This is a genomic window from Fredinandcohnia quinoae, assembly GCF_022427965.1.
Classification (GTDB): domain Bacteria; phylum Bacillota; class Bacilli; order Bacillales; family Bacillaceae_L; genus Ferdinandcohnia; species Ferdinandcohnia quinoae.
In genome coordinates this window covers 87,833-106,714 of record NZ_JAKTTI010000005.1, presented here as the reverse complement: position 1 = coordinate 106,714, position 18,882 = coordinate 87,833, and the positions used below count along the sequence as shown (strand labels likewise).

The window sequence follows — 18,882 nt, the reverse complement described above, 5'->3', positions numbered from 1 at the left end:
GGTATGAAAGATGAGGATTATATGCAACTTGCGATTAATATTGCGAAAGTAGGGATAGGACAAACAAATCCAAATCCAGTTGTCGGTGCAGTAATTGTAAACGATGGCCAAGTAATAGGTATAGGTGCTCACTTAAAAGCTGGTGAAGCACATGCAGAAGTTCATGCATTACAAATGGCCGGAGACAAGGCAAAAAACTCAACGATATACGTAACATTAGAGCCCTGTAGTCACTTTGGAAAAACACCACCATGTGCAGATTTATTAATAAAAAGTAAAGTGAAACGAGTTGTTATTGGAACAACGGATCCCAACCCACAAGTATCTGGAAAAGGTATCAAAAAACTACGAGAGGCAGGGATAGAAGTAGACTTAGGTATAATGAAATTACAAGCGGACGAATTAAATCCCGTCTATTATCATTATATGGACACTGGGATGCCATATGTAACCTTAAAATCAGCGATAAGCTTAGATGGAAAAATTGCAACAAGTACAGGAGAAAGTAAATGGATAACCGGAGAACGTGCGAGGCTTGATGTACATATGTATCGACAAATACATGATGCTATATTAGTTGGAGTAAACACTGTTATAACAGATAATCCAAGTCTTACAACTAGATTACCAAATGGGAATAGCAGAAATCCTATCCGTGTTATCTTAGACTCATCACTTCGTACTCCACTTCATTCAAATGTAATACAAGATGACCTAGCAAGCACTTGGATTATTGTGAATAAAAGTGTGAAACAAGAAAAAATGAAACCTTTCATAGAAAAGGGAATAAGGATTATTCCAATTCAAGACGATATTCGATCCATTAAAAATGTTTTAAAACTATTAGTTGAAAATGGTATATCATCTGTTTTTGTAGAAGGGGGAGCAGAAATCAACGGAAGCTTCCTCAAGGAAAGAGCTATTAACCAAGTATTAACCTATATTGCTCCAAAGTTAATTGGAGGTAAAAGAGCCCCAACATCAATAGGGGGAAATGGAATAGAACACATGGCTGATGTATTCCAATTATCGGTGAAGTCAGTAGAACAGCTAGGTGATGATATCAAAATTGTATCTGAACCAATAAGATTGGGGTGAATTAAATGTTCACTGGTATTATTGAAGAAATCGGGAAGATAAAGTCAATGAGTGGTTCAACAGATTCAATCGAAATGTCCATAACAGCAAAGGAAATTTTGAAGGATGTAAGGTTAGGTGACAGTATTGCTGTCAATGGTGTTTGTCTAACAGTTACTTCATATACCTCTGAAGGATTTACTGTTGATGTAATGCCAGAAACTGTAAGAACAACATCGCTACAAACATTAAGCCGAAATAGCTCAGTAAATCTAGAACGTGCAATGTCAGCGAAAGGGCGCTTTGGTGGACATTTTGTTTCTGGACATGTAGATGGCATTGGCTCAATCGTAAAAAAGGATCGTTATCAAAATGCGATCTATTATGAAATAGAAGTTCCTAAAGTATTACACAAATATATGATTATGAAAGGTTCAATAGCGGTTGATGGTACGAGCTTAACTATTTTTAAGTTAACAGATCATACCTTTACAATCTCTCTTATTCCGCACACATTGACAGAAACTATTTTAAGTGAGAAGGGTGTTGGGGATATCGTTAATATAGAGTGTGATCTACTTGGAAAATATATAGAGCAATTTGTTGTACAGACAAAAACCGAAGACAGTAAGAAATCATCTCTATCAGCAAGCTTTTTAGAGGAACACGGTTTTAAATAAATAAAACGAAGGGATGAGCTTGACATGTTTGATTCGATTGAAGAAGCAATTAATGACCTAAATAAAGGAAGGGTAGTGATTGTATGTGATGATGAAGATCGTGAAAATGAAGGAGACTTTATCGCACTAGCTGAAAAAGCTACACCCGAGGTTATTAATTTTATGATTAAGCATGGCCGCGGGCTTGTGTGTACACCGATAACTGAACATTTAGCAAAAAAATTAAAACTTGACCCAATGGTTGCCAACAGTACTGACCCACATAAAACTGCTTTCACGGTCAGTATCGATCATATATCGTCAACGACAGGGATAAGTGCATACGAAAGGTCAACAACTGTTCTTGAGTTATTAAATCCAAATTCAAAAGCAGCTGATTTTAAAAGACCAGGTCATGTTTTTCCTTTAATAGCAAAAAATGAGGGTGTATTACAAAGAGCAGGTCATACCGAAGCAGCAGTTGATTTAGCAAGACTTTGTGGAGTTGAGCCAGCAGCAGTGATTTGCGAAATAATCAATGATGATGGGACAATGGCTAGGGTTCCTGATTTAAGGATAATTGCGGATGAATTAGGATTAAAAATGATCACGATAAAAGACTTAGTACAATATCGAAGCAAAATGAAAGTATAAAATAAATGAACATTGGAGGATTATGATGAATAAAATTTATGAAGGACATTTAGTTGGAACTGGTTTAAAAGTTGGGATAGTTGTAGCACGTTTTAATGAATTTATTACGAGTAAGCTACTTAGTGGTTCATTAGATGCATTAAAGCGACATGGAGTTGCGGATGAAGATGTTGAGGTTGCTTGGGTGCCGGGTGCCTTTGAAATTCCGCTAATTGCTAAAAAAATGGCAGAATCAAATAAATACGATACTATTATCGCCTTAGGAACTGTGATTAGAGGCTCAACTTCACATTATGATTTTGTTTGTAATGAGGTTGCAAAAGGAGTTGCTGCTACAGGACTTTCAACAGGAAAGCCTGTCATATTTGGTGTTTTAACAACAGATACTATTGAACAGGCTATTGAAAGGGCTGGTACTAAAGCAGGAAATAAAGGCTGGGAATCAGCAGTTTCTGCTATCGAAATGGCAAATTTATCTCGTTCCTTTGAAGCATAAAATCAAAACAAAAGTTTAATTCAACCTATCAATGGGTATAATGTATATTTGAGAGTGATTAATTAGTAGGATATGGAAAAAGGCTATGGTAAAAAGTGAAAGAACATGGTACTCTTAATTATTATATTGAATTAAATTTAAACACTAGGAAAGTTTTTTGATAATGAGGGATTTTTATGCTAATTCGTTACAAAAAGAATTATGAGAAAATAGCTATGGGGCTACTATCATTTATGCCGACCGAGAAAGACTTGAAGAATCTCCAAGCCACGATGAAACAATACGAGGTAGAGGATTCAATGCAGCTTTTCTTATGGAAGGAAGACGATATAGTAGGTATTATTGGCACCTCACTTCTTGGTGAGGAAACAGTAGAAATTCAGCATATAAGTGTTAATCCATCTCACAGATATCAAGGGATTGGTAAAAATATGATTAAAGCACTTAAAGAAGTTTTTCCTGGAAAACAATTACAGCCTAATGAGCATACTGCTTCCTTTTTCGAAAGATGCGATTTTACCGATCATGATTGCTAGGGACAGATTTACTGTCCCTTTATTTTTAATTCATTTTACGCTTTTGTAATTGCCTTTCCCTTTCAGCAATTACCTCGCTCCTATCTCTAAGGATATGTTTATGAATAAGTTCATGATCCGTAATGGCACTATGCTTCCCCCAAATCATTCCCTTACTTTGACTCAATGAAGTGCAAGTAGTAAATAATTCATGATCATTTATAGGTAAATCAATACTCTTATAAGGTAATTTATTTTTTATATCATCATATTTTTGATTGAGTATTTTTAATAAATTGTCAACATGCAAACCTAATTTGCTTACCTCTTTTTTTTGATTTTCAATGATTGAAATTGAACTTTTTATCATTTTTAATGCTCCTGTAAAGTTTCCGCGACGATGGTGATATAGAGAAACAGCTATTTGAATTAAACCGACCCAATACGGCTTTCTTTCTGGACGTATATCCGCCTTCCAATGCTCCTCTAAAATCTCATGGCATTCAAAATAATCGCGATCACAATGGAAATGTATGAGAAAATCAACATATGCTTTTGGGTACATGAATGAACACTCCTCGATATTATGTAACAATAGTGTAGCATAGTTTAGCATTCTATTTCATTGTTAAAGTAGGAAAGTGTCCAGTAAATACTGAACACTATCTATAAATTATTGAATTAATAGATCCTATGGTTTTCTTTAAAACCAAGAAGCCCCAACAATTATTAACAGAATGAATAAAACTACGATTAACGCAAAACCGCCTCCGAAATTATTACAACCGACTTCACCCATTAGTAATACCTCCTTATTTTCAATTATCTTTGATACACAGTTATCTTATGTGGATAAAAAAATGATGTGTGGGCTATAGACACAAGTGAAGTGCAAATTTTCTATTAGAAAAATGTTAGTAGTGTGGTACAATGAATTGATAAAATTAAAAGCTCGATGTTATTTTTAGTTGGTGGGATGAATTTGGAACATTACAATGTAAAGTTAGATACGTTTGAAGGTCCTTTAGATCTTCTTTTACATTTAATTAATCGCTTAGAAATAGATATTTATGATATTCCAGTTGCTGAAATTACTGAACAATATTTATTATATATACATGCGATGAATGAACTTCAATTAGATATAGCAAGTGAATATTTAGTAATGGCTGCAACATTGTTAGCCATTAAAAGTAAAATGCTACTTCCAAAACAAGAGGAAGAACTAATAGATGAAGAAATGGATTTTGAATTGGAAGAAGATCCTCGAGAAGAGTTAATGAGACGATTAATCGAATATCGAAAATACAAAGAAGCCGCCCAAGATTTAAAACTATTAGAAGAAGAAAGAGGGCAAATATTTACGAAACCTCCAAGTGATTTGAGTGAATATTCAAAGGAAATCAAGACTGACTATCAATCATTAGATGTAAGTCTTTATGATATGCTTGGTGCATTTCAGAAGTTGTTACGGCGAAAAAAATTACAGAAACCATTAGCAACAACAATTACCCGACAAGAAATTCCAATAGAAACTAGAATGGAAGAAATTATTAAGGAATTACATGGTTTTAAAGGTAAAAAGAGATTCACAGATTTATTTCCATACTCCGAAAAAAATCACATTGTTGTTACATTTTTAGCGATTCTTGAATTAATGAAGAAGAATGTAATCTTAATTGAACAGGAAAACAACTTTTCGGATATATTCATATCAAGTCTGGAAGGGAGCTAAACTTAAATGAAACTTATAGATTGGAAGGCAATTACTGAAGGTTTGCTCTTTGCAGCAGGGGATGAAGGTTTAACACTAAAACAAATTGCGGCTGTACTAGAAATAAAAATAAGTACGGCTATGGATATAGTGAATGAGTTGAAGACAGATTATCAAAAAAAACAACGAGGAATCCATCTCATCGAAATCGCGGGGACATTTCAGCTAACTACTAAAAAAGAGCATGCAGGATTTTTAAAAAGACTAGTTGAATCACCTTCGAACACTTCATTGTCACAAGCCGCACTTGAAACCCTAGCGATTATCGCATACCGACAACCGATTACGAGAACAGAGGTTGAAGAAATTAGGGGCGTAAAAACGGAAAGACCAATCCACACATTAACTGCAAAAGCATTAATTAAAGAAGTGGGACGAGCTGAAGGTACAGGCAGGGCGATTCTCTATGGAACAACGAAGGAATTTCTAGAGTATTTTGGACTTAAGACAATTGAGGAACTACCACCACTACCTGAAAAATTAGAGGACGAATATGTACAGGAAGAAGCAGATTTATTTTTTGAAAGATTTCAAGATACATTTGATGAATCAAATTAAGAATGCCATGCTTTCTGTTATATGTTAATATGAAAATATATAAATATCGGCATATATAAAAGAGGTGGAATGATGATAGTAAAAGAATGCATTGGTTATGAACTTGAGAAAGCAAAATCAAATACATCTGAGGATTTTTTTAACCGATCAGAATTAACCTTTTTAGAAGAAGGTGAAGAAAAGACGTTTCATGTATTATATATTCGTTATTTCGATGAACTATTTTCTTCTTTTACACCATATGAAAATGATCCTATTTTCACTGTAGGTTCAAGAGATGTTCATTTTAAAGATATTGTGGCGCTAGTGTGTTTATTGAAAAATCCCGGATTTCGCCACAGAAAAAGAGTTTATATTAATAATCAAAAAGAATTTGAAGAATATTTTAAAGGAATTCAATATGATAAACTGATTGATATTTTTGCGAATCTAGAACAAAATAAAAAATATGATTTAGCTTCACCATTAGCTTTTATCCAGCAATAATCAAAACCACAGGTTTAAGAAACCTGTGGTTTTCTTAATTATTCGGTAGATTGGATTCATTCATGATATAACTTCTTATTTCATTGTCACGTATATGGATAAAGCGCATAGGATATGTCGATTATATTTCAAGGAGGATTTAAATGACTCATCAAGGATCGAATAGGGAATATATCGAGGAAGTTAGGCAATGGTTCTTAGAAATCGATAAATTATTTAAAAATCAATTGAACGAAAATAATAGTCCTAGATTGTTAGAAAAAATAAATGAGTTTTCCATTTTATTAGAATCCTTAGATGACAATATGGACCTAGAGCTATTGTCACGTCTTAAGTCGAATATGGAATCATTATATAATGAAGGTTTACTTATGATGTCAGAGCAATCGATTGATAGACAGACAGATTATCGAAGAGTGAAGATAGGTGAACATACACTGCCACCCTTACCATATAACTATGACGCATTAGAGCCATATATTTCAGAAGAAATTATGAAATTACATCATGATAAACATCATAAAAGCTATGTTGAAGGTTTAAATAAGGCAGAAAAAATGATGCAGAAGGCACGTGAAACTGGTGATTTTGAATTAATAAAGCATTGGGAACGAGAAGCAGCCTTTCATGGTTCAGGTCACTATTTACACACTATTTTTTGGAATGTAATGAGTCCAGAAGGTGGGGGTATGCCTAGTCGTTATTTACTTACTCAAATTAATAAAGATTTTGGGAGTTTTGACCGATTTAAGAAACATTTTAGTGAAGCGGCAAACAAGGTAGAAGGTGTAGGATGGGCCATTTTAGTGTGGGCACCTCGATCTGGTCGATTAGAGATATTACAGGCTGAAAGACATCAATTTATGACGCAATGGGATACAATTCCTTTACTAGTATTGGATGTTTGGGAACATGCCTATTACCTTCAATATAAAAATAGACGAGAAGAATATGTGAATAACTGGTGGAATATTGTAAATTGGAAAGAGGTAGAGCACAGATTCCAACAAGCTTCTAAGCTTAATTGGAAGGAATACTAAAGAGTGATGTAGAGCTGATCCTAAGGTCAGCCTTTTTGTATTTTAATTTGAACATATTTTTCATTCATATATGTGGACATGTCATGCATACACTTTTACAAACCAGCAAAAGGGACGGGGATCTAATGACGTTGTTTAGAAAACGAGTCATCTTAGTAATTACAGTTGTACTTCTCACAGCAATACTAACACCACAAAGGGTGAATGCCGTCAGTTCAATTAGTGCTAAAGGTGCTATCTTAATAGAACAGGAATCTGGGAGAATTATCTATGAAAAGAACGCCTATACAAAAATGAGGATTGCAAGTATCACGAAAATAATGACGGCTATTTTAGCAATCGAATCTGGAAAGATGGAAGATATGGTAAAAGTAAGTAGTAAGGCGGTAGGAACAGAAGGATCTTCCCTTTATTTACAACCAAATGAGAAAATCAAGCTTGAGGACTTAGTATATGGATTAATGCTAAGATCGGGTAATGATGCTGCTGTAGCAATTTCAGAGCATGTTGGAGGGAGTATAGAGGGGTTTGTTTTCTTAATGAATCAAAAAGCTGCGGAAATCGGCATGAGAAGTACAGAATTTGCAAATCCACATGGATTAGATGATCATGAAAATCATTATTCTACCGCATATGATATGGCTATTCTAACGAGATATGCAATGAAGAATGAGAGATTTAGAGAGATATCTGGGACAAAGGTGTACCGGTCACCAAATCCTAATGAAAAATGGGATCGTGTTTGGAGAAATAAAAATAAATTATTAACAAAACTTTACCCATATAGTACTGGTGGAAAGACTGGTTATACAAAAAGAGCGAAGCGAACATTAGTATCTACGGCATCAAAAGATGGTCTAGATTTGATTGCTGTCACAATAAATGCTTCAAATGATTGGAATGATCATATGAATATGTTTAATCATGGCTTTGGAGCATATGACCTTGTGAAAATTGTTAAAAAAGGAAAACTAAAAAATATAAATCAACAATTTTATAAAAATAAAGTGTTTATAGATCATGATTATTTATACCCACTTACAGAGGAAGAAAGGGCTAATATCAAGGTTCATATTAGCCTTATGAATCCGAAAGAAAACGATTGGGAAGATCGTAACGATGTACCTGATATAGTAGGAACTCTGACTGTAAACTTAGCTGATGATACCATAACAGAAATTCCAATCTATTTTCAAAATGGAAAAGGAAAGAAACCTAATTTATCCTATTGGGAAACATTAAAAAGTATTTTTTTAATTTCTATAGGAGTTAAGTAATATGGTTAATTTAATTTGGGTTTTAATGACAATTATTGGTATTGTTTTCGCGCTCATAAACGGCACAATTAATGAAGTGAATGAGGCTATTTTTAAAGGAGCAACAGAAGCAGTTACGATATGCATAGGTCTTATTAGTGTTCTTGTCTTTTGGTTAGGTTTAATGAGGATCGCACAAGAAGCAGGTCTGTTAGAAAAATTATCAAAACTATTTCACCCCATTGTTAGAAGGCTTTTTCCAGAAGTTCCAGTCAATCATCCTGCGATGGGTTACATGCTTTCTAATATGATTGCAAATATGTTTGGTCTAGGAAATGCAGCCACTCCAATGGGGATTAAAGCGATGGAGCAATTAAAGGAGCTTAATGGAGGTAAAATATCTGCGAGTCGTTCAATGATTACATTTTTAGCGATTAATACTGCGAGCATAACACTGGTACCAACAACTGTAATCGCAATTAGAATGACATATCACTCAGATAATCCTACTGAAATTGTTGGTGCAACATTGATTACGACCATTTTATCAGCAATTGCAGCAATAATGATTGACCGCTACTTTTACTATCGGAGAGTAAAAAGAGGTGAATCAGATAAATGAGTCTTATTAATAGCATTTCCCTTTGGCTTATTCCATCAATCATTGGTATTATCTTAGTTTATGGTACATTTAAAAGAGTTCCTACGTATGAATCATTTGTAGAGGGTGGTAAAGAAGGCATTAAAATCGCATTCTCAATCATCCCTTATTTAGTCGGAATGTTAGTTTCTATTTCAATTTTTAGAGCATCAGGTGCAATGGATTTTATTGTTGATTTTTTAAGGCCTGCACTTGATATGATTGGTTTTCCAGCGGATATTGCACCGTTAGCATTCATAAGACCGATTTCAGGTACTGCAGCATTAGGGATGACAACAGATTTAATTGCCACATATGGTCCTGATTCATTTATTGGAAGATTAGCATCGATTATGCAAGGGAGTACGGATACGACATTTTATGTGCTTACTGTGTACTTCGGTGCTGTTGGTATAAGAAAAATGGGGGACGCTCTTAAGGTTGGATTGATAGCAGACATTGTTGGAATTATTATCTCAATTATTGTAGTTACAATCGTGTTTGGTTACTAGGACCTACCATTAAGGAAGGTCCTTTTTCTATTAATTACAATGCTTTAAGGCAATACTATATGATATTTTAACTTGTGAAATAAAAGATTAAGAAGTAAGATGTTTAATGAGGTGAACATTGATGGAACGATTGCAAAAAGTTATTGCACATGCTGGAGTGGCTTCAAGAAGAAAGGCAGAGGAGCTTATTCTTAATGGACATGTAAAAGTGAACGGTAAAGTTGTAAAAGAATTAGGTACTAAAGTAGGATCTAACGAGAGAATTGAAGTAAGCGGGATTCCTCTAGAAAGAGAAGAGCCTGTTTATTTTTTGCTTTATAAACCACGTGGCGTAATATCAAGTGTAAGTGATGACAAAGGTAGAAAGGTTGTCACAGATTTTTTCCCCGAAAATAAAAAACGAATTTATCCAGTCGGAAGGTTGGATTATGATACTTCAGGTCTAATATTACTTACAAATGATGGGGATTTTGCTAATGTCTTAATGCATCCAAAATATGAGGTTGAAAAAGTTTATGTCGCAAAAGTAAAAGGAATCCCAATAAGAGAAAAGATCAAACAATTAGAAAAAGGAATTAAGCTAGAAGACGGGAAAACTGCCCCCGCACGTGTGAAATTACTTTCTTCTGATAAACGTAAGCAAACATCCATTATCGAAATTGCTATACACGAAGGTAGAAATCGACAAGTTCGAAGAATGTTTGAGGCGATTGGACACGATGTTCTGAAATTGAAGAGAGAAAAATACGGATTTTTAACATTAAATGGATTGAATACTGGTGGTCATCGCGAGTTAACACCACATGAAGTAAAACAACTTCGTGCCCTCGCTAGCACAGAGGGAAATCGATTAGTGTAAAAATTGGTTAATTGAACCAATTGTCACATAACCTTCATAATATTAACAATATCACCATGTTATTAAATGCTATAATGACTAGTGCAGAACTTTTTGAAGTACCTTTGAAAAGGGAGATTTATAAATGAAAAGGCGACGTTTAGTTATACGGACAATTATTCTATTCTTACTTGCTGTTGCTCTTGTTTACACACTATATAATGCAATTTTTAGTGATAAGGAAAAAGTGGCAGTAGGGGATAAAGCACCAGATTTTGTTGTAACTGACTTGAATGGTGAAAGTCATCAATTATCGGATTATAAGGGTCAAGGAGTATTTTTAAATTTCTGGGGAACTTGGTGTAAACCTTGTCAGCGAGAATTTCCATTCATTGATAAGATGTATCAATATTATAAAGATCAAGGTGTACAGGTTATCGCAATTAATGTAGGAGAACCTGAATTTAATGTGAAAAACTTTATAAAAAAATATGAATTAACATTCCCTGTGGCAATTGACAAAGGGAATCAGTTGCAAAATGCATATGGAATAGACCCATTACCAACTACATTATTAATCGATAAAGATGGCAAAGTTGTTAAAATTATTACAGGTGAGATGTCTGAAAAAGTAATACAACAATATATGGAGCAAATAAAGCCATAGGGAGTTTGTTTTGATGGAAAATGTAAAATGCGAATGTGGTCATGTAAACCCACACGGTACAATTTTTTGTGAAGCATGCGGAAAACCAATTGTTGAAGAGAAAGATAAGAAGCTATTAGATATGCGTTATGAAGGTAGTGCTAGGCGCTCCCAAACGTATAATAAGACAATAATTGATAAAATATGGAACTTTTTCTCTTCGGTAAAGGTTGGTATTTGGATTATTGTTATTACTCTTGTTGCATCAGCAATTGGAACAATCTACCCGCAGGAAATGTATATCCCTCCCAATGTTGATCCTTTAGATTATTATCAACAAGAATACGGAATAACAGGGAGATTGTATTATCAATTTGGATTTCATAATTTATATGGCTCCTGGTGGTATATGATAGTATTAGCTTCACTCGGTATTTCACTAGTTATTTGTAGTATAGATAGAGTCGTTCCGCTATATAAAGCGTTGAAAAGGCAAAGAGTTACTCGTCACGAAAGTTTTTTAAAGCGTCAACGCCTTTATAGTAGTACGATTGTTGAACAAGTGGATGAAGATTTTGAAAATGTAAAACAAAAGCTAATAAAGAGACACTATCAAGTACTTGAGGAAAATGGAAATATATTAGCTGAAAAAGGTCGTTTTTCACGATGGGGTCCGTATGTAAACCATGTAGGCTTAATTATATTTTTAATAGGAGCTATGCTTAGATTTGTTCCTGGAATGTATATTGATGAGACTCTATGGCTTCGTGAAGGTGAAACAAAGAGTGTTCCAGGTACGAATGAAAAATATTACTTACATAGTGATAAATTTCAAATGGATGTTTATGATAAAGAAAATGAAAAAGATGTATTCGATGATGCACTTGAACGTGCTGGAAACAGTATGGTTGTTAAAAACTTTCAAACGAGTGCAACTTTGTATGAACGTATAGACGATAAAGTTCTCGGGGCCGAACCGGAATTAAAGAAAATTAAAAGTCACGAAATTCGTGTTAATGAGCCATTAAAACATGATCACTATGCTTTTTATCAAGTAGACTATCGATTAAATGAAATTAGTAAGATGTCATTTAAATTAGTTGAAAAAGCAACTGATAAAGATTTTGGAATGATTACGATTAATTTAGATGAACCACAAAAAGAATATGATTTAGGTAATGGATATTCAGTTGAGATGTCTAGCTATTTCCCTGATTTTTATTTTGATGATAAGGGGGAGCCAAACACAAAATCAAGAGTACCTAATAATCCTGCATTTGTCTTTAAAATGGTTACACCTGATAATAAGGAAGGCGAAATTAGCTTTGTAGCGATTCAACAAAATATTGAACCTTTTGGAGATAATGCTTATAAGATGTCATTTGCCGGTATTGAGACAAGAAATATTTCAGGTTTAACTGTTAGAAGAGATTACACATTATGGATAATTGCCCTTGGTGGTGCGATTTTCATGATTGGTGTTATTCAAGGAATGTATTGGAACCATCGCCGTATTTGGATCCAAAGGAAAGATAATGAAGTGATGGTTGCCGGACATACAAATAAAAACTGGTATGGCTTGAAAAATGAAATCCGTAACATACTTACAGATACAAAAATAGCAGAACCTATCGATCAGGTAGATAATAAAAAGGAACATAAGGAGGGATAATTGTGGCTGAACTTAGTGGTAATTTATTATTCGGGGCTTTCATCCTTTACCTAATTTCTACATTCGTATTTGGCGGAGCCATCCGTGATAAAAAAAGTACAAATGGTAGGAATCGCTGGTCACAAGTAGGTATTGTCCTCACAATAATTGGTTTTATTTGTCAATTGGGTTATTTTATTACGAGATGGATTGCAGCAGGTCATGCACCAGTTAGTAATCTATTTGAATTCATTACATTCTTTGGGATGATGTTGGTTTTAGCATTTATTATTATTTATTTTATCTATAAAACAAGCGTATTAGGTGTATTTGCTCTACCAATCGCGTTATTAATTATTGCTTATGCAAGTATGTTTCCAAAGGAAATCTCTCCTTTAATACCTGCATTGCAAAGTTATTGGCTTCACATACACGTAACAACAGCTGCTTTGGGCCAAGCGATATTAGCAATCAGCTTTGTAGCTGGAATTTTATACTTGCTTAAGGTTGTGGACCAAACAGTAAGAAGTAAAAAAACATTCTGGCTAGAAACAATTATGTATATTTTAGTTATAGTCGTTGGTTTTGTTGGAGTTTCCTCTGTATTTAGTGCAATGCAATATGAGTCGAAATTTACTTGGATTGATAAAAACGATAAAACTGTAGAGATGGTGTACCATTTACCAGCGTTAGTAACCCCAAATGAGGGAGAATTACTTACGAAGGATAGATTTGCATCAAGTGTTGAGCTACCGCCAATTTTAAGTGCAAGGAAGACGAATTCAGTAATTTGGTCAATTTTAGCTGGTACTATTTTGTACGGATTATTAAGGTTAATATTACGTAAGCGTATTTCTGCAGCACTTCAGCCCTTAGTTAAAAAGGTGAATTTAGACCTAGTCGATGAAATTGGATATCGTTCTGTTACGATAGGTTTTCCTATTTTCACCTTAGGCGCGTTAATATTTGCAATGATATGGGCTCAAATCGCTTGGACAAGATTTTGGGGATGGGATCCTAAGGAAGTATGGGCCCTTATTACTTGGCTCTTTTATGCAGCATTTCTCCATTTACGTCTATCAAAAGGATGGCATGGAGAAAAATCAGCTTGGCTTGCAGTCGTTGGATTCTTCATCATCATGTTCAATACGATATTTGTAAACCTTGTTATTGCTGGCCTTCATTCCTATGCTTAAATATGAAATATAATTACGAAGCCTTCATCTTTTTGATGAAGGTTTTTGTCTAATTTGTGAAGTCTTTGATAAAAAGTTTATACTTGTGATAAATAGTATAGATATTATAATCAAGTTTATGTACGATAGTGTTGAAGTTTAGATAGTATTCGTAGAATGATGGTTAGCATACAATATGTACTTTAAGTAGAAATATTGAATATTAGTGTTATTGGGGGAATGAGACGATGGAAAAAGAAGCAAAAATTCTCGTTGTTGATGATGAAGAAAGAATCCGACGATTACTTAAAATGTACTTAGAGCGTGAGGATTATATAATAGAAGAAGCAGAAAATGGAGAACAAGCACTTGAGAAAGCATTACAAAAAGATTATGATCTAATATTATTAGATCTTATGATGCCAGGAAAAGATGGCTTACAAGTATGTAGTGAACTACGTGAAAGAAAATCTACACCTGTTATCATGTTAACCGCTAAAGGAGAAGAGGTTAATCGTGTACAAGGATTTGAGGTTGGAACAGATGATTATATTGTAAAGCCATTTAGTCCAAGAGAGGTTGTTTTACGGGTAAAAGCTTTATTAAGAAGATCCTCAAATACATCGTATTTACAAACTGAAACAACAACTAAGGATGTAATTGTTTTTCCACATTTAATGATTGATAATGATGCTCACCGAGTTACAGCTGATGAAAAGGAAGTAAATCTTACGCCAAAGGAATATGAACTTCTATGCTTTTTAGCAAAATCACCAGACAAAGTATTCGATCGTGAGCAATTATTAAAAGAGGTTTGGCATTATGAATTTTTCGGAGACTTGCGGACAGTTGATACACATGTTAAAAGATTGCGTGAAAAACTTAATAAGGTTTCACCCGATGCAGCAAAAATGATTGTTACAGTCTGGGGTGTAGGCTATAAATTTGAGGTAACTCAAGGATGATGTTTTGGAGAAGTATAGTTGGTAAGCTATGGATTACCATTCTCTTATTAATTTCTTTTGTGCTATTTATTCTCACTATTTTACTATTAGGTTTTTTCGAGAATTACCATGATGAGGAAGCTGAGGCAAATTTAAAAGAGGTAGCATCCAAGATTGCTACAATTATGGAAGAGCATGAGGATAAGGATGTAGCAAGATCAATATCGTGGGAGTTAGTTGATAAGGTTACAAAGGTAATTATTATCGCTGACGAAAAAACATATTGGGTTTCACCAGATCGTGGTTCAATCCCCAATATACCTATTTCTACATTAACAAATGATTCAGATTTGCAAAAAGTTTTTACAAATGATAAGAGAGAGAGTAAAAAAATCTATTTGCCTGATAAAAATCAAAAAATTAATAATCCAACTGAATTATTTGTAGTAGGTGCTCCTCTTCATATTGAAGAAGATAAAAAAGGTGCCGTATTTCTTTATCAATCCTTAGATGTTGTACAAGAAACTACGAAGCATACGACTAAGTTTATTTTATTAGCTGCAGGAATAGCAATAGTGTTAACTACTGTATTTGCTTTCTTTTTATTAACACGAGTAACTGCCCCATTAAGAAAAATGAGAGAAGCAGCATTTGAAGTCTCAAGAGGAAAGTTCGATACTAAAGTTCCTATTCTCACACATGATGAAATAGGTGAATTAGCGATGGCGTTCAATCAAATGGGAAGGCAGTTAAAGTATAATCTTAATGCTCTCAATCAAGAAAAAGAGCAATTATCAAGTATACTTAGCAGTATGGCTGATGGTGTAATCACGTTAAATCGTGACGGTACAATCTTAATTACAAATCCACCAGCAGACCGTTTTCTTCAAGCATGGTATTATCAGCAAGGGATGTATCAAGAAGTTGGAGAAGAACTACCGCCAGAAGTAAAAGATTTATTTCATCGTGCTGTATCCTTTGAAAAAGAACAATTTGTTGAAATTAGCCTTCAAGGTAGAACATGGGTTATTTTGATGAGTCCTCTATACAATCAGACTTATATTAGGGGAGCTGTAGCAGTTCTTCGTGATATGACAGAGGAGAGACGATTAGATAAATTACGGGAGGATTTCATTGCTAATGTCTCACATGAGCTTCGAACGCCAATTGCAATGCTACAGGGGTATAGTGAGGCAATAATCGATGATATTGCTAGCTCTGAAGAGGAAAAGAAGGAAATAGCCAAGGTCATTTATGAAGAATCACTTCGAATGGGTCGATTGGTCAATGAATTATTAGATTTAGCGAGAATTCAGGCCGGACATATTACACTTAATATCGAAAAAATTGATTTTGATCATTATATAGAAAGAGTAATTCGAAAATTTCAAGGACTTGCAAAGGAAAAGAACATTTCACTCACTTATTCTAAAAATTTGAATATTGGACAATATCAACTTGATCCAGATCGAATCGAACAAGTGTTAACCAATTTAATAGATAATGCAATCAGGCATACATTAGAAGGCGGGAAAGTAGAGCTCCGGATTACAGCCCAGGAAAATGGGTTACTTCTTGATGTTCAAGATACGGGTGCAGGAATACCCGAAGATGATTTGCCATTTGTATTTGAAAGATTTTATAAAGCGGATAAAGCGAGGACACGTGGGAAGTCAGGAACTGGCCTTGGACTTGCAATCGCAAAAAATATTATTGATGCACATCAAGGTAATATATCCGTTCATAGTAAAATTGATGAAGGAACAACTTTTACATTCTTTTTACCTCGAAATAACGAGTAATTTGAAGCATCATGGCGAAGATTCTTGTTTCATAAGAAACAATTCAGAACTAATTTGTTTATCAATTCAAACTAAATAAAGAATGAAAAAGGAAGAATATACTGAAATATTCTTCCTTTTTCATATAAAACATACTATATTATGAGGAGTGTAACTTTTTTTAAAAAGATGCGACTAATAAATTGAACGGGAGGAAGCAGTATGGAAACCGTTTTTCAAGAACTCTATGAAAAATATCATCACGATGTCTTTTCCTTTTTGTTTTACATGGTTAAAAATCGTGAACAAGCTGAGGACCTCGTTCAAGAAGTGTATATACGAGTGCTGAAATCTTATGATAGATTTGAAGGGAAAAGCAGTGAGAAAACATGGTTATTCTCAATTGCAAGACATGTTGCGATTGATTCATTTCGAAAGCAAAAGGGCTGGAAACAAAGAATAATAGATTCCTTTGATTGGAATAAACAAGATGTAAAAGATTTTGCACCACTTCCAGAGGAAATAGCGCTTCAAAATGAACAAGTACAAATCATGTATCACTGTTTGGATAAGTGTTCAGTTGATCAGCGTATGGTGTTAATCTTACGCTACATCCAGTCTTTATCGATCGTTGAAACGGCGGAAAGTCTAGGCTGGACTGAAAGCAAGGTAAAGACAACACAGCATCGTGGATTAAAGATATTGAAGGCACACATGGAAGAAATGGGGATAAGGGAGGGAGTAGATGATGAGAAAATCAGAGTGGAACGATGACCAGCTTGAGCAATTGCTTACGCAAATGCCACAAATAAAAGACAGCCAAAATCCACACGAAATTTATCAAAATATTTCCTATAAGATCAAAAAGACAAAGAAGAAGCGCTGGATTGTTCCTTCTCTCGCAACGGCAGCAGTTGCTTTATTATTATTACTATTAGTTCCTCCCTTAATGAATGATCAGACAAGAGATATAGCGAGTGAAAATGATACAGCCGATCAAAGCGCAGAGCTTGAAGAAGCGAAGACAATGATTCAAAAAGATGAAAATATTGAAATAAGCAAAAAGATGGACTCTGGTGAGGATAAAGATAATAAAAGTGAGGCTAAGATTGCTAAGTATAGTGAAGAACAACAGGAGTATGTTGTACGTCATATCGAAGAAGATGAAACCTTATTAACATACGGTGTTACTCTTGAAGAGGTGTCCTTTCCCACAATAGTAAGTATCATCGTAAAATCAGATGGAAATAACATCATTGAGCAATTTGAGAAGCATATACCACAATTCAATGAACTTATTCGTACTCATATAACATGGGGAATAGATGAGTTTCCAACCCGATACTTCTCTGATTTCACAGAGGTAACAAGTCCTGCTGGAACAAAGATTATTAGAATAGATATCCCAAGTGAGCTTGAAACAGGATCCTTTACATCTGCTGAATCCTTTTCCTTTAATATTGCACTCAATTCATTCAATTTATTAGGTGCAGATTATGAGCAAGTTGAATTTTTTCAGAGTGACAAACAAGGGATCGCGAGAGGCCAAACCGGAATTATTGAAGACAGCATAGAAGTTCAAAAAGGAAACAAAAAAGCGTATTTATACTATAAGAAAGAAGGATCAGATTATAAAGTATTGGCACAAACATTTAATTCTTTTGAAACAATCCAGGATGCAATTGAAAGAATGAAGGGACAACAGGAAGGTGAATGGCAACAAGAGGGTGATTATTATCATGCAACAATACCAGATTCAGCCTCAATTAAAGAGATTAACCCCGAAGGAAGTAGTCTCGAAATTGTCTTTGATGAAAATGCCAATCTTGGAAATAATGACACATGCATCCTAATGCTAGATGCCATTATGATGACTGCAAAGGAATTTGGATACGAAACAGTAACATTCAATGGCGGAATAGAACAAATTGGTGACGTCACATTCGGAAAGCCAGAACCAGTACCATTAGCACCCAACCCAATAAAGTTTAAATAAAAAAGAGACATCTAGTCTCTTTTTTATTTTATTTTTATTACATATTTTAAGAATATATTTCAGACAATAGAAAGGTGTTTGTAAAAACCTCTATATAAAAGCATTTAACTAAAAAGGTGGTGTAATCTAACAAATTAATGCATGTTCTATTCATAGACGGGCTTACATAAGATACATAGCAACC

The 18,882-nt window shown here is 34.4% G+C and carries 21 protein-coding genes and 1 pseudogene; 20 read left to right on the top strand and 2 right to left on the bottom strand.

What is annotated here, in order from left to right; translation table 11 throughout:
• Window positions 1-3 precede the first annotated feature (3 nt).
• The 5 genes and pseudogenes from ribD (at window position 4) to MJG50_RS05675 (ending at window position 3,422) form a co-directional block, all read left to right on the top strand.
• Complete coding sequence (gene ribD / locus MJG50_RS05695; RefSeq protein WP_240253524.1) at window positions 4-1,098, top strand: bifunctional diaminohydroxyphosphoribosylaminopyrimidine deaminase/5-amino-6-(5-phosphoribosylamino)uracil reductase RibD; 1,095 nt, start codon at window positions 4-6, stop codon at window positions 1,096-1,098.
• Between the two features lie 5 nt (window positions 1,099-1,103).
• Window positions 1,104-1,757 carry a riboflavin synthase gene (gene ribE, locus MJG50_RS05690; protein ID WP_240253522.1) on the top strand — a complete coding sequence of 218 codons (654 nt, stop codon included), beginning with the start codon at window positions 1,104-1,106 and terminating at the stop codon, window positions 1,755-1,757.
• A 24-nt stretch (window positions 1,758-1,781) separates the two neighbouring features.
• Window positions 1,782-2,378 (top strand): annotated as a pseudogene (gene ribB / locus MJG50_RS05685) (3,4-dihydroxy-2-butanone-4-phosphate synthase); the annotation flags it as partial.
• Between the two features lie 37 nt (window positions 2,379-2,415).
• On the top strand, window positions 2,416-2,886 hold the full coding sequence (ribH, locus tag MJG50_RS05680) for a 6,7-dimethyl-8-ribityllumazine synthase (protein WP_240253520.1): 471 nt from the start codon (window positions 2,416-2,418) through the stop codon (window positions 2,884-2,886).
• Window positions 2,887-3,062: 176 nt separating this feature from the next.
• Entirely contained in the window at window positions 3,063-3,422 is a 360-nt protein-coding gene (locus MJG50_RS05675) for a GNAT family N-acetyltransferase (protein WP_240253518.1), read from the top strand.
• Window positions 3,423-3,447: 25 nt separating this feature from the next.
• Here MJG50_RS05675 and MJG50_RS05670 read toward each other — a convergent pair whose 3' ends face one another.
• Together MJG50_RS05670 and MJG50_RS05665 are read right to left on the bottom strand one after the other, a co-directional pair.
• Complete coding sequence (locus MJG50_RS05670; RefSeq protein ID WP_240253517.1) at window positions 3,448-3,966, bottom strand: DUF309 domain-containing protein; 519 nt, start codon at window positions 3,964-3,966, stop codon at window positions 3,448-3,450.
• 138 nt (window positions 3,967-4,104) lie between these two features.
• The gene (locus MJG50_RS05665; protein WP_240253516.1) at window positions 4,105-4,200 is read right to left on the bottom strand and encodes a YjcZ family sporulation protein; all 96 of its coding nucleotides are present in this window, start codon (window positions 4,198-4,200) and stop codon (window positions 4,105-4,107) included.
• Window positions 4,201-4,383: 183 nt separating this feature from the next.
• Between MJG50_RS05665 and MJG50_RS05660 the strand changes: the two genes are divergently transcribed.
• The 15 genes from MJG50_RS05660 (at window position 4,384) to MJG50_RS05590 (ending at window position 18,698) form a co-directional block, all read left to right on the top strand.
• Window positions 4,384-5,136 (top strand): segregation/condensation protein A, encoded by a 753-nt coding sequence (locus tag MJG50_RS05660; RefSeq protein ID WP_240253628.1) that lies wholly within the window; start codon window positions 4,384-4,386, stop codon window positions 5,134-5,136.
• Window positions 5,137-5,142: 6 nt separating this feature from the next.
• Complete coding sequence (gene scpB, locus MJG50_RS05655; protein WP_240253515.1) at window positions 5,143-5,733, top strand: SMC-Scp complex subunit ScpB; 591 nt, start codon at window positions 5,143-5,145, stop codon at window positions 5,731-5,733.
• Window positions 5,734-5,805: 72 nt separating this feature from the next.
• On the top strand, window positions 5,806-6,219 hold the full coding sequence (locus MJG50_RS05650) for a hypothetical protein (protein ID WP_240253512.1): 414 nt from the start codon (window positions 5,806-5,808) through the stop codon (window positions 6,217-6,219).
• Between the two features lie 143 nt (window positions 6,220-6,362).
• Complete coding sequence (locus MJG50_RS05645; RefSeq protein ID WP_240253510.1) at window positions 6,363-7,259, top strand: superoxide dismutase; 897 nt, start codon at window positions 6,363-6,365, stop codon at window positions 7,257-7,259.
• Between the two features lie 125 nt (window positions 7,260-7,384).
• Window positions 7,385-8,536: a D-alanyl-D-alanine carboxypeptidase family protein gene (locus MJG50_RS05640; protein WP_240253508.1), complete on the top strand. Its 1,152-nt coding sequence runs from the start codon at window positions 7,385-7,387 to the stop codon at window positions 8,534-8,536.
• 1 nt (window position 8,537) lies between these two features.
• Window positions 8,538-9,137, top strand: a complete 600-nt coding sequence (locus MJG50_RS05635) for a nucleoside recognition domain-containing protein (protein WP_240253506.1) — start codon at window positions 8,538-8,540, stop codon at window positions 9,135-9,137.
• Entirely contained in the window at window positions 9,134-9,667 is a 534-nt protein-coding gene (locus MJG50_RS05630; protein ID WP_240253504.1) for a spore maturation protein, read from the top strand. Before MJG50_RS05635 ends, MJG50_RS05630 begins: the two co-directional genes overlap by 4 nt.
• A 121-nt stretch (window positions 9,668-9,788) precedes the next feature.
• Window positions 9,789-10,526 (top strand): 23S rRNA pseudouridine(2605) synthase RluB, encoded by a 738-nt coding sequence (rluB, locus tag MJG50_RS05625; protein WP_240253502.1) that lies wholly within the window; start codon window positions 9,789-9,791, stop codon window positions 10,524-10,526.
• A gap of 124 nt (window positions 10,527-10,650) precedes the next feature.
• Window positions 10,651-11,172 carry a thiol-disulfide oxidoreductase ResA gene (resA, locus tag MJG50_RS05620; protein WP_240253500.1) on the top strand — a complete coding sequence of 174 codons (522 nt, stop codon included), beginning with the start codon at window positions 10,651-10,653 and terminating at the stop codon, window positions 11,170-11,172.
• 13 nt (window positions 11,173-11,185) lie between these two features.
• Window positions 11,186-12,823: a cytochrome c biogenesis ResB family protein gene (locus MJG50_RS05615; RefSeq protein WP_240253498.1), complete on the top strand. Its 1,638-nt coding sequence runs from the start codon at window positions 11,186-11,188 to the stop codon at window positions 12,821-12,823.
• A 2-nt stretch (window positions 12,824-12,825) separates the two neighbouring features.
• Window positions 12,826-13,998 carry a c-type cytochrome biogenesis protein CcsB gene (ccsB, locus tag MJG50_RS05610; protein ID WP_240253496.1) on the top strand — a complete coding sequence of 391 codons (1,173 nt, stop codon included), beginning with the start codon at window positions 12,826-12,828 and terminating at the stop codon, window positions 13,996-13,998.
• Between the two features lie 227 nt (window positions 13,999-14,225).
• Window positions 14,226-14,942 carry a response regulator transcription factor gene (locus MJG50_RS05605; protein ID WP_240253495.1) on the top strand — a complete coding sequence of 239 codons (717 nt, stop codon included), beginning with the start codon at window positions 14,226-14,228 and terminating at the stop codon, window positions 14,940-14,942.
• Window positions 14,939-16,723, top strand: coding sequence for an ATP-binding protein (locus MJG50_RS05600; protein ID WP_240253493.1), 1,785 nt, complete (start codon window positions 14,939-14,941; stop codon window positions 16,721-16,723). The genes MJG50_RS05605 and MJG50_RS05600 overlap by 4 nt, the downstream gene beginning before the upstream one ends.
• Before the next feature lie 201 nt (window positions 16,724-16,924).
• On the top strand, window positions 16,925-17,476 hold the full coding sequence (gene sigX / locus MJG50_RS05595) for an RNA polymerase sigma factor SigX (RefSeq protein ID WP_240253491.1): 552 nt from the start codon (window positions 16,925-16,927) through the stop codon (window positions 17,474-17,476).
• Complete coding sequence (locus tag MJG50_RS05590; protein ID WP_240253489.1) at window positions 17,451-18,698, top strand: hypothetical protein; 1,248 nt, start codon at window positions 17,451-17,453, stop codon at window positions 18,696-18,698. The genes sigX and MJG50_RS05590 overlap by 26 nt, the downstream gene beginning before the upstream one ends.
• The last annotated feature ends 184 nt before the right edge of the window (window positions 18,699-18,882 follow it).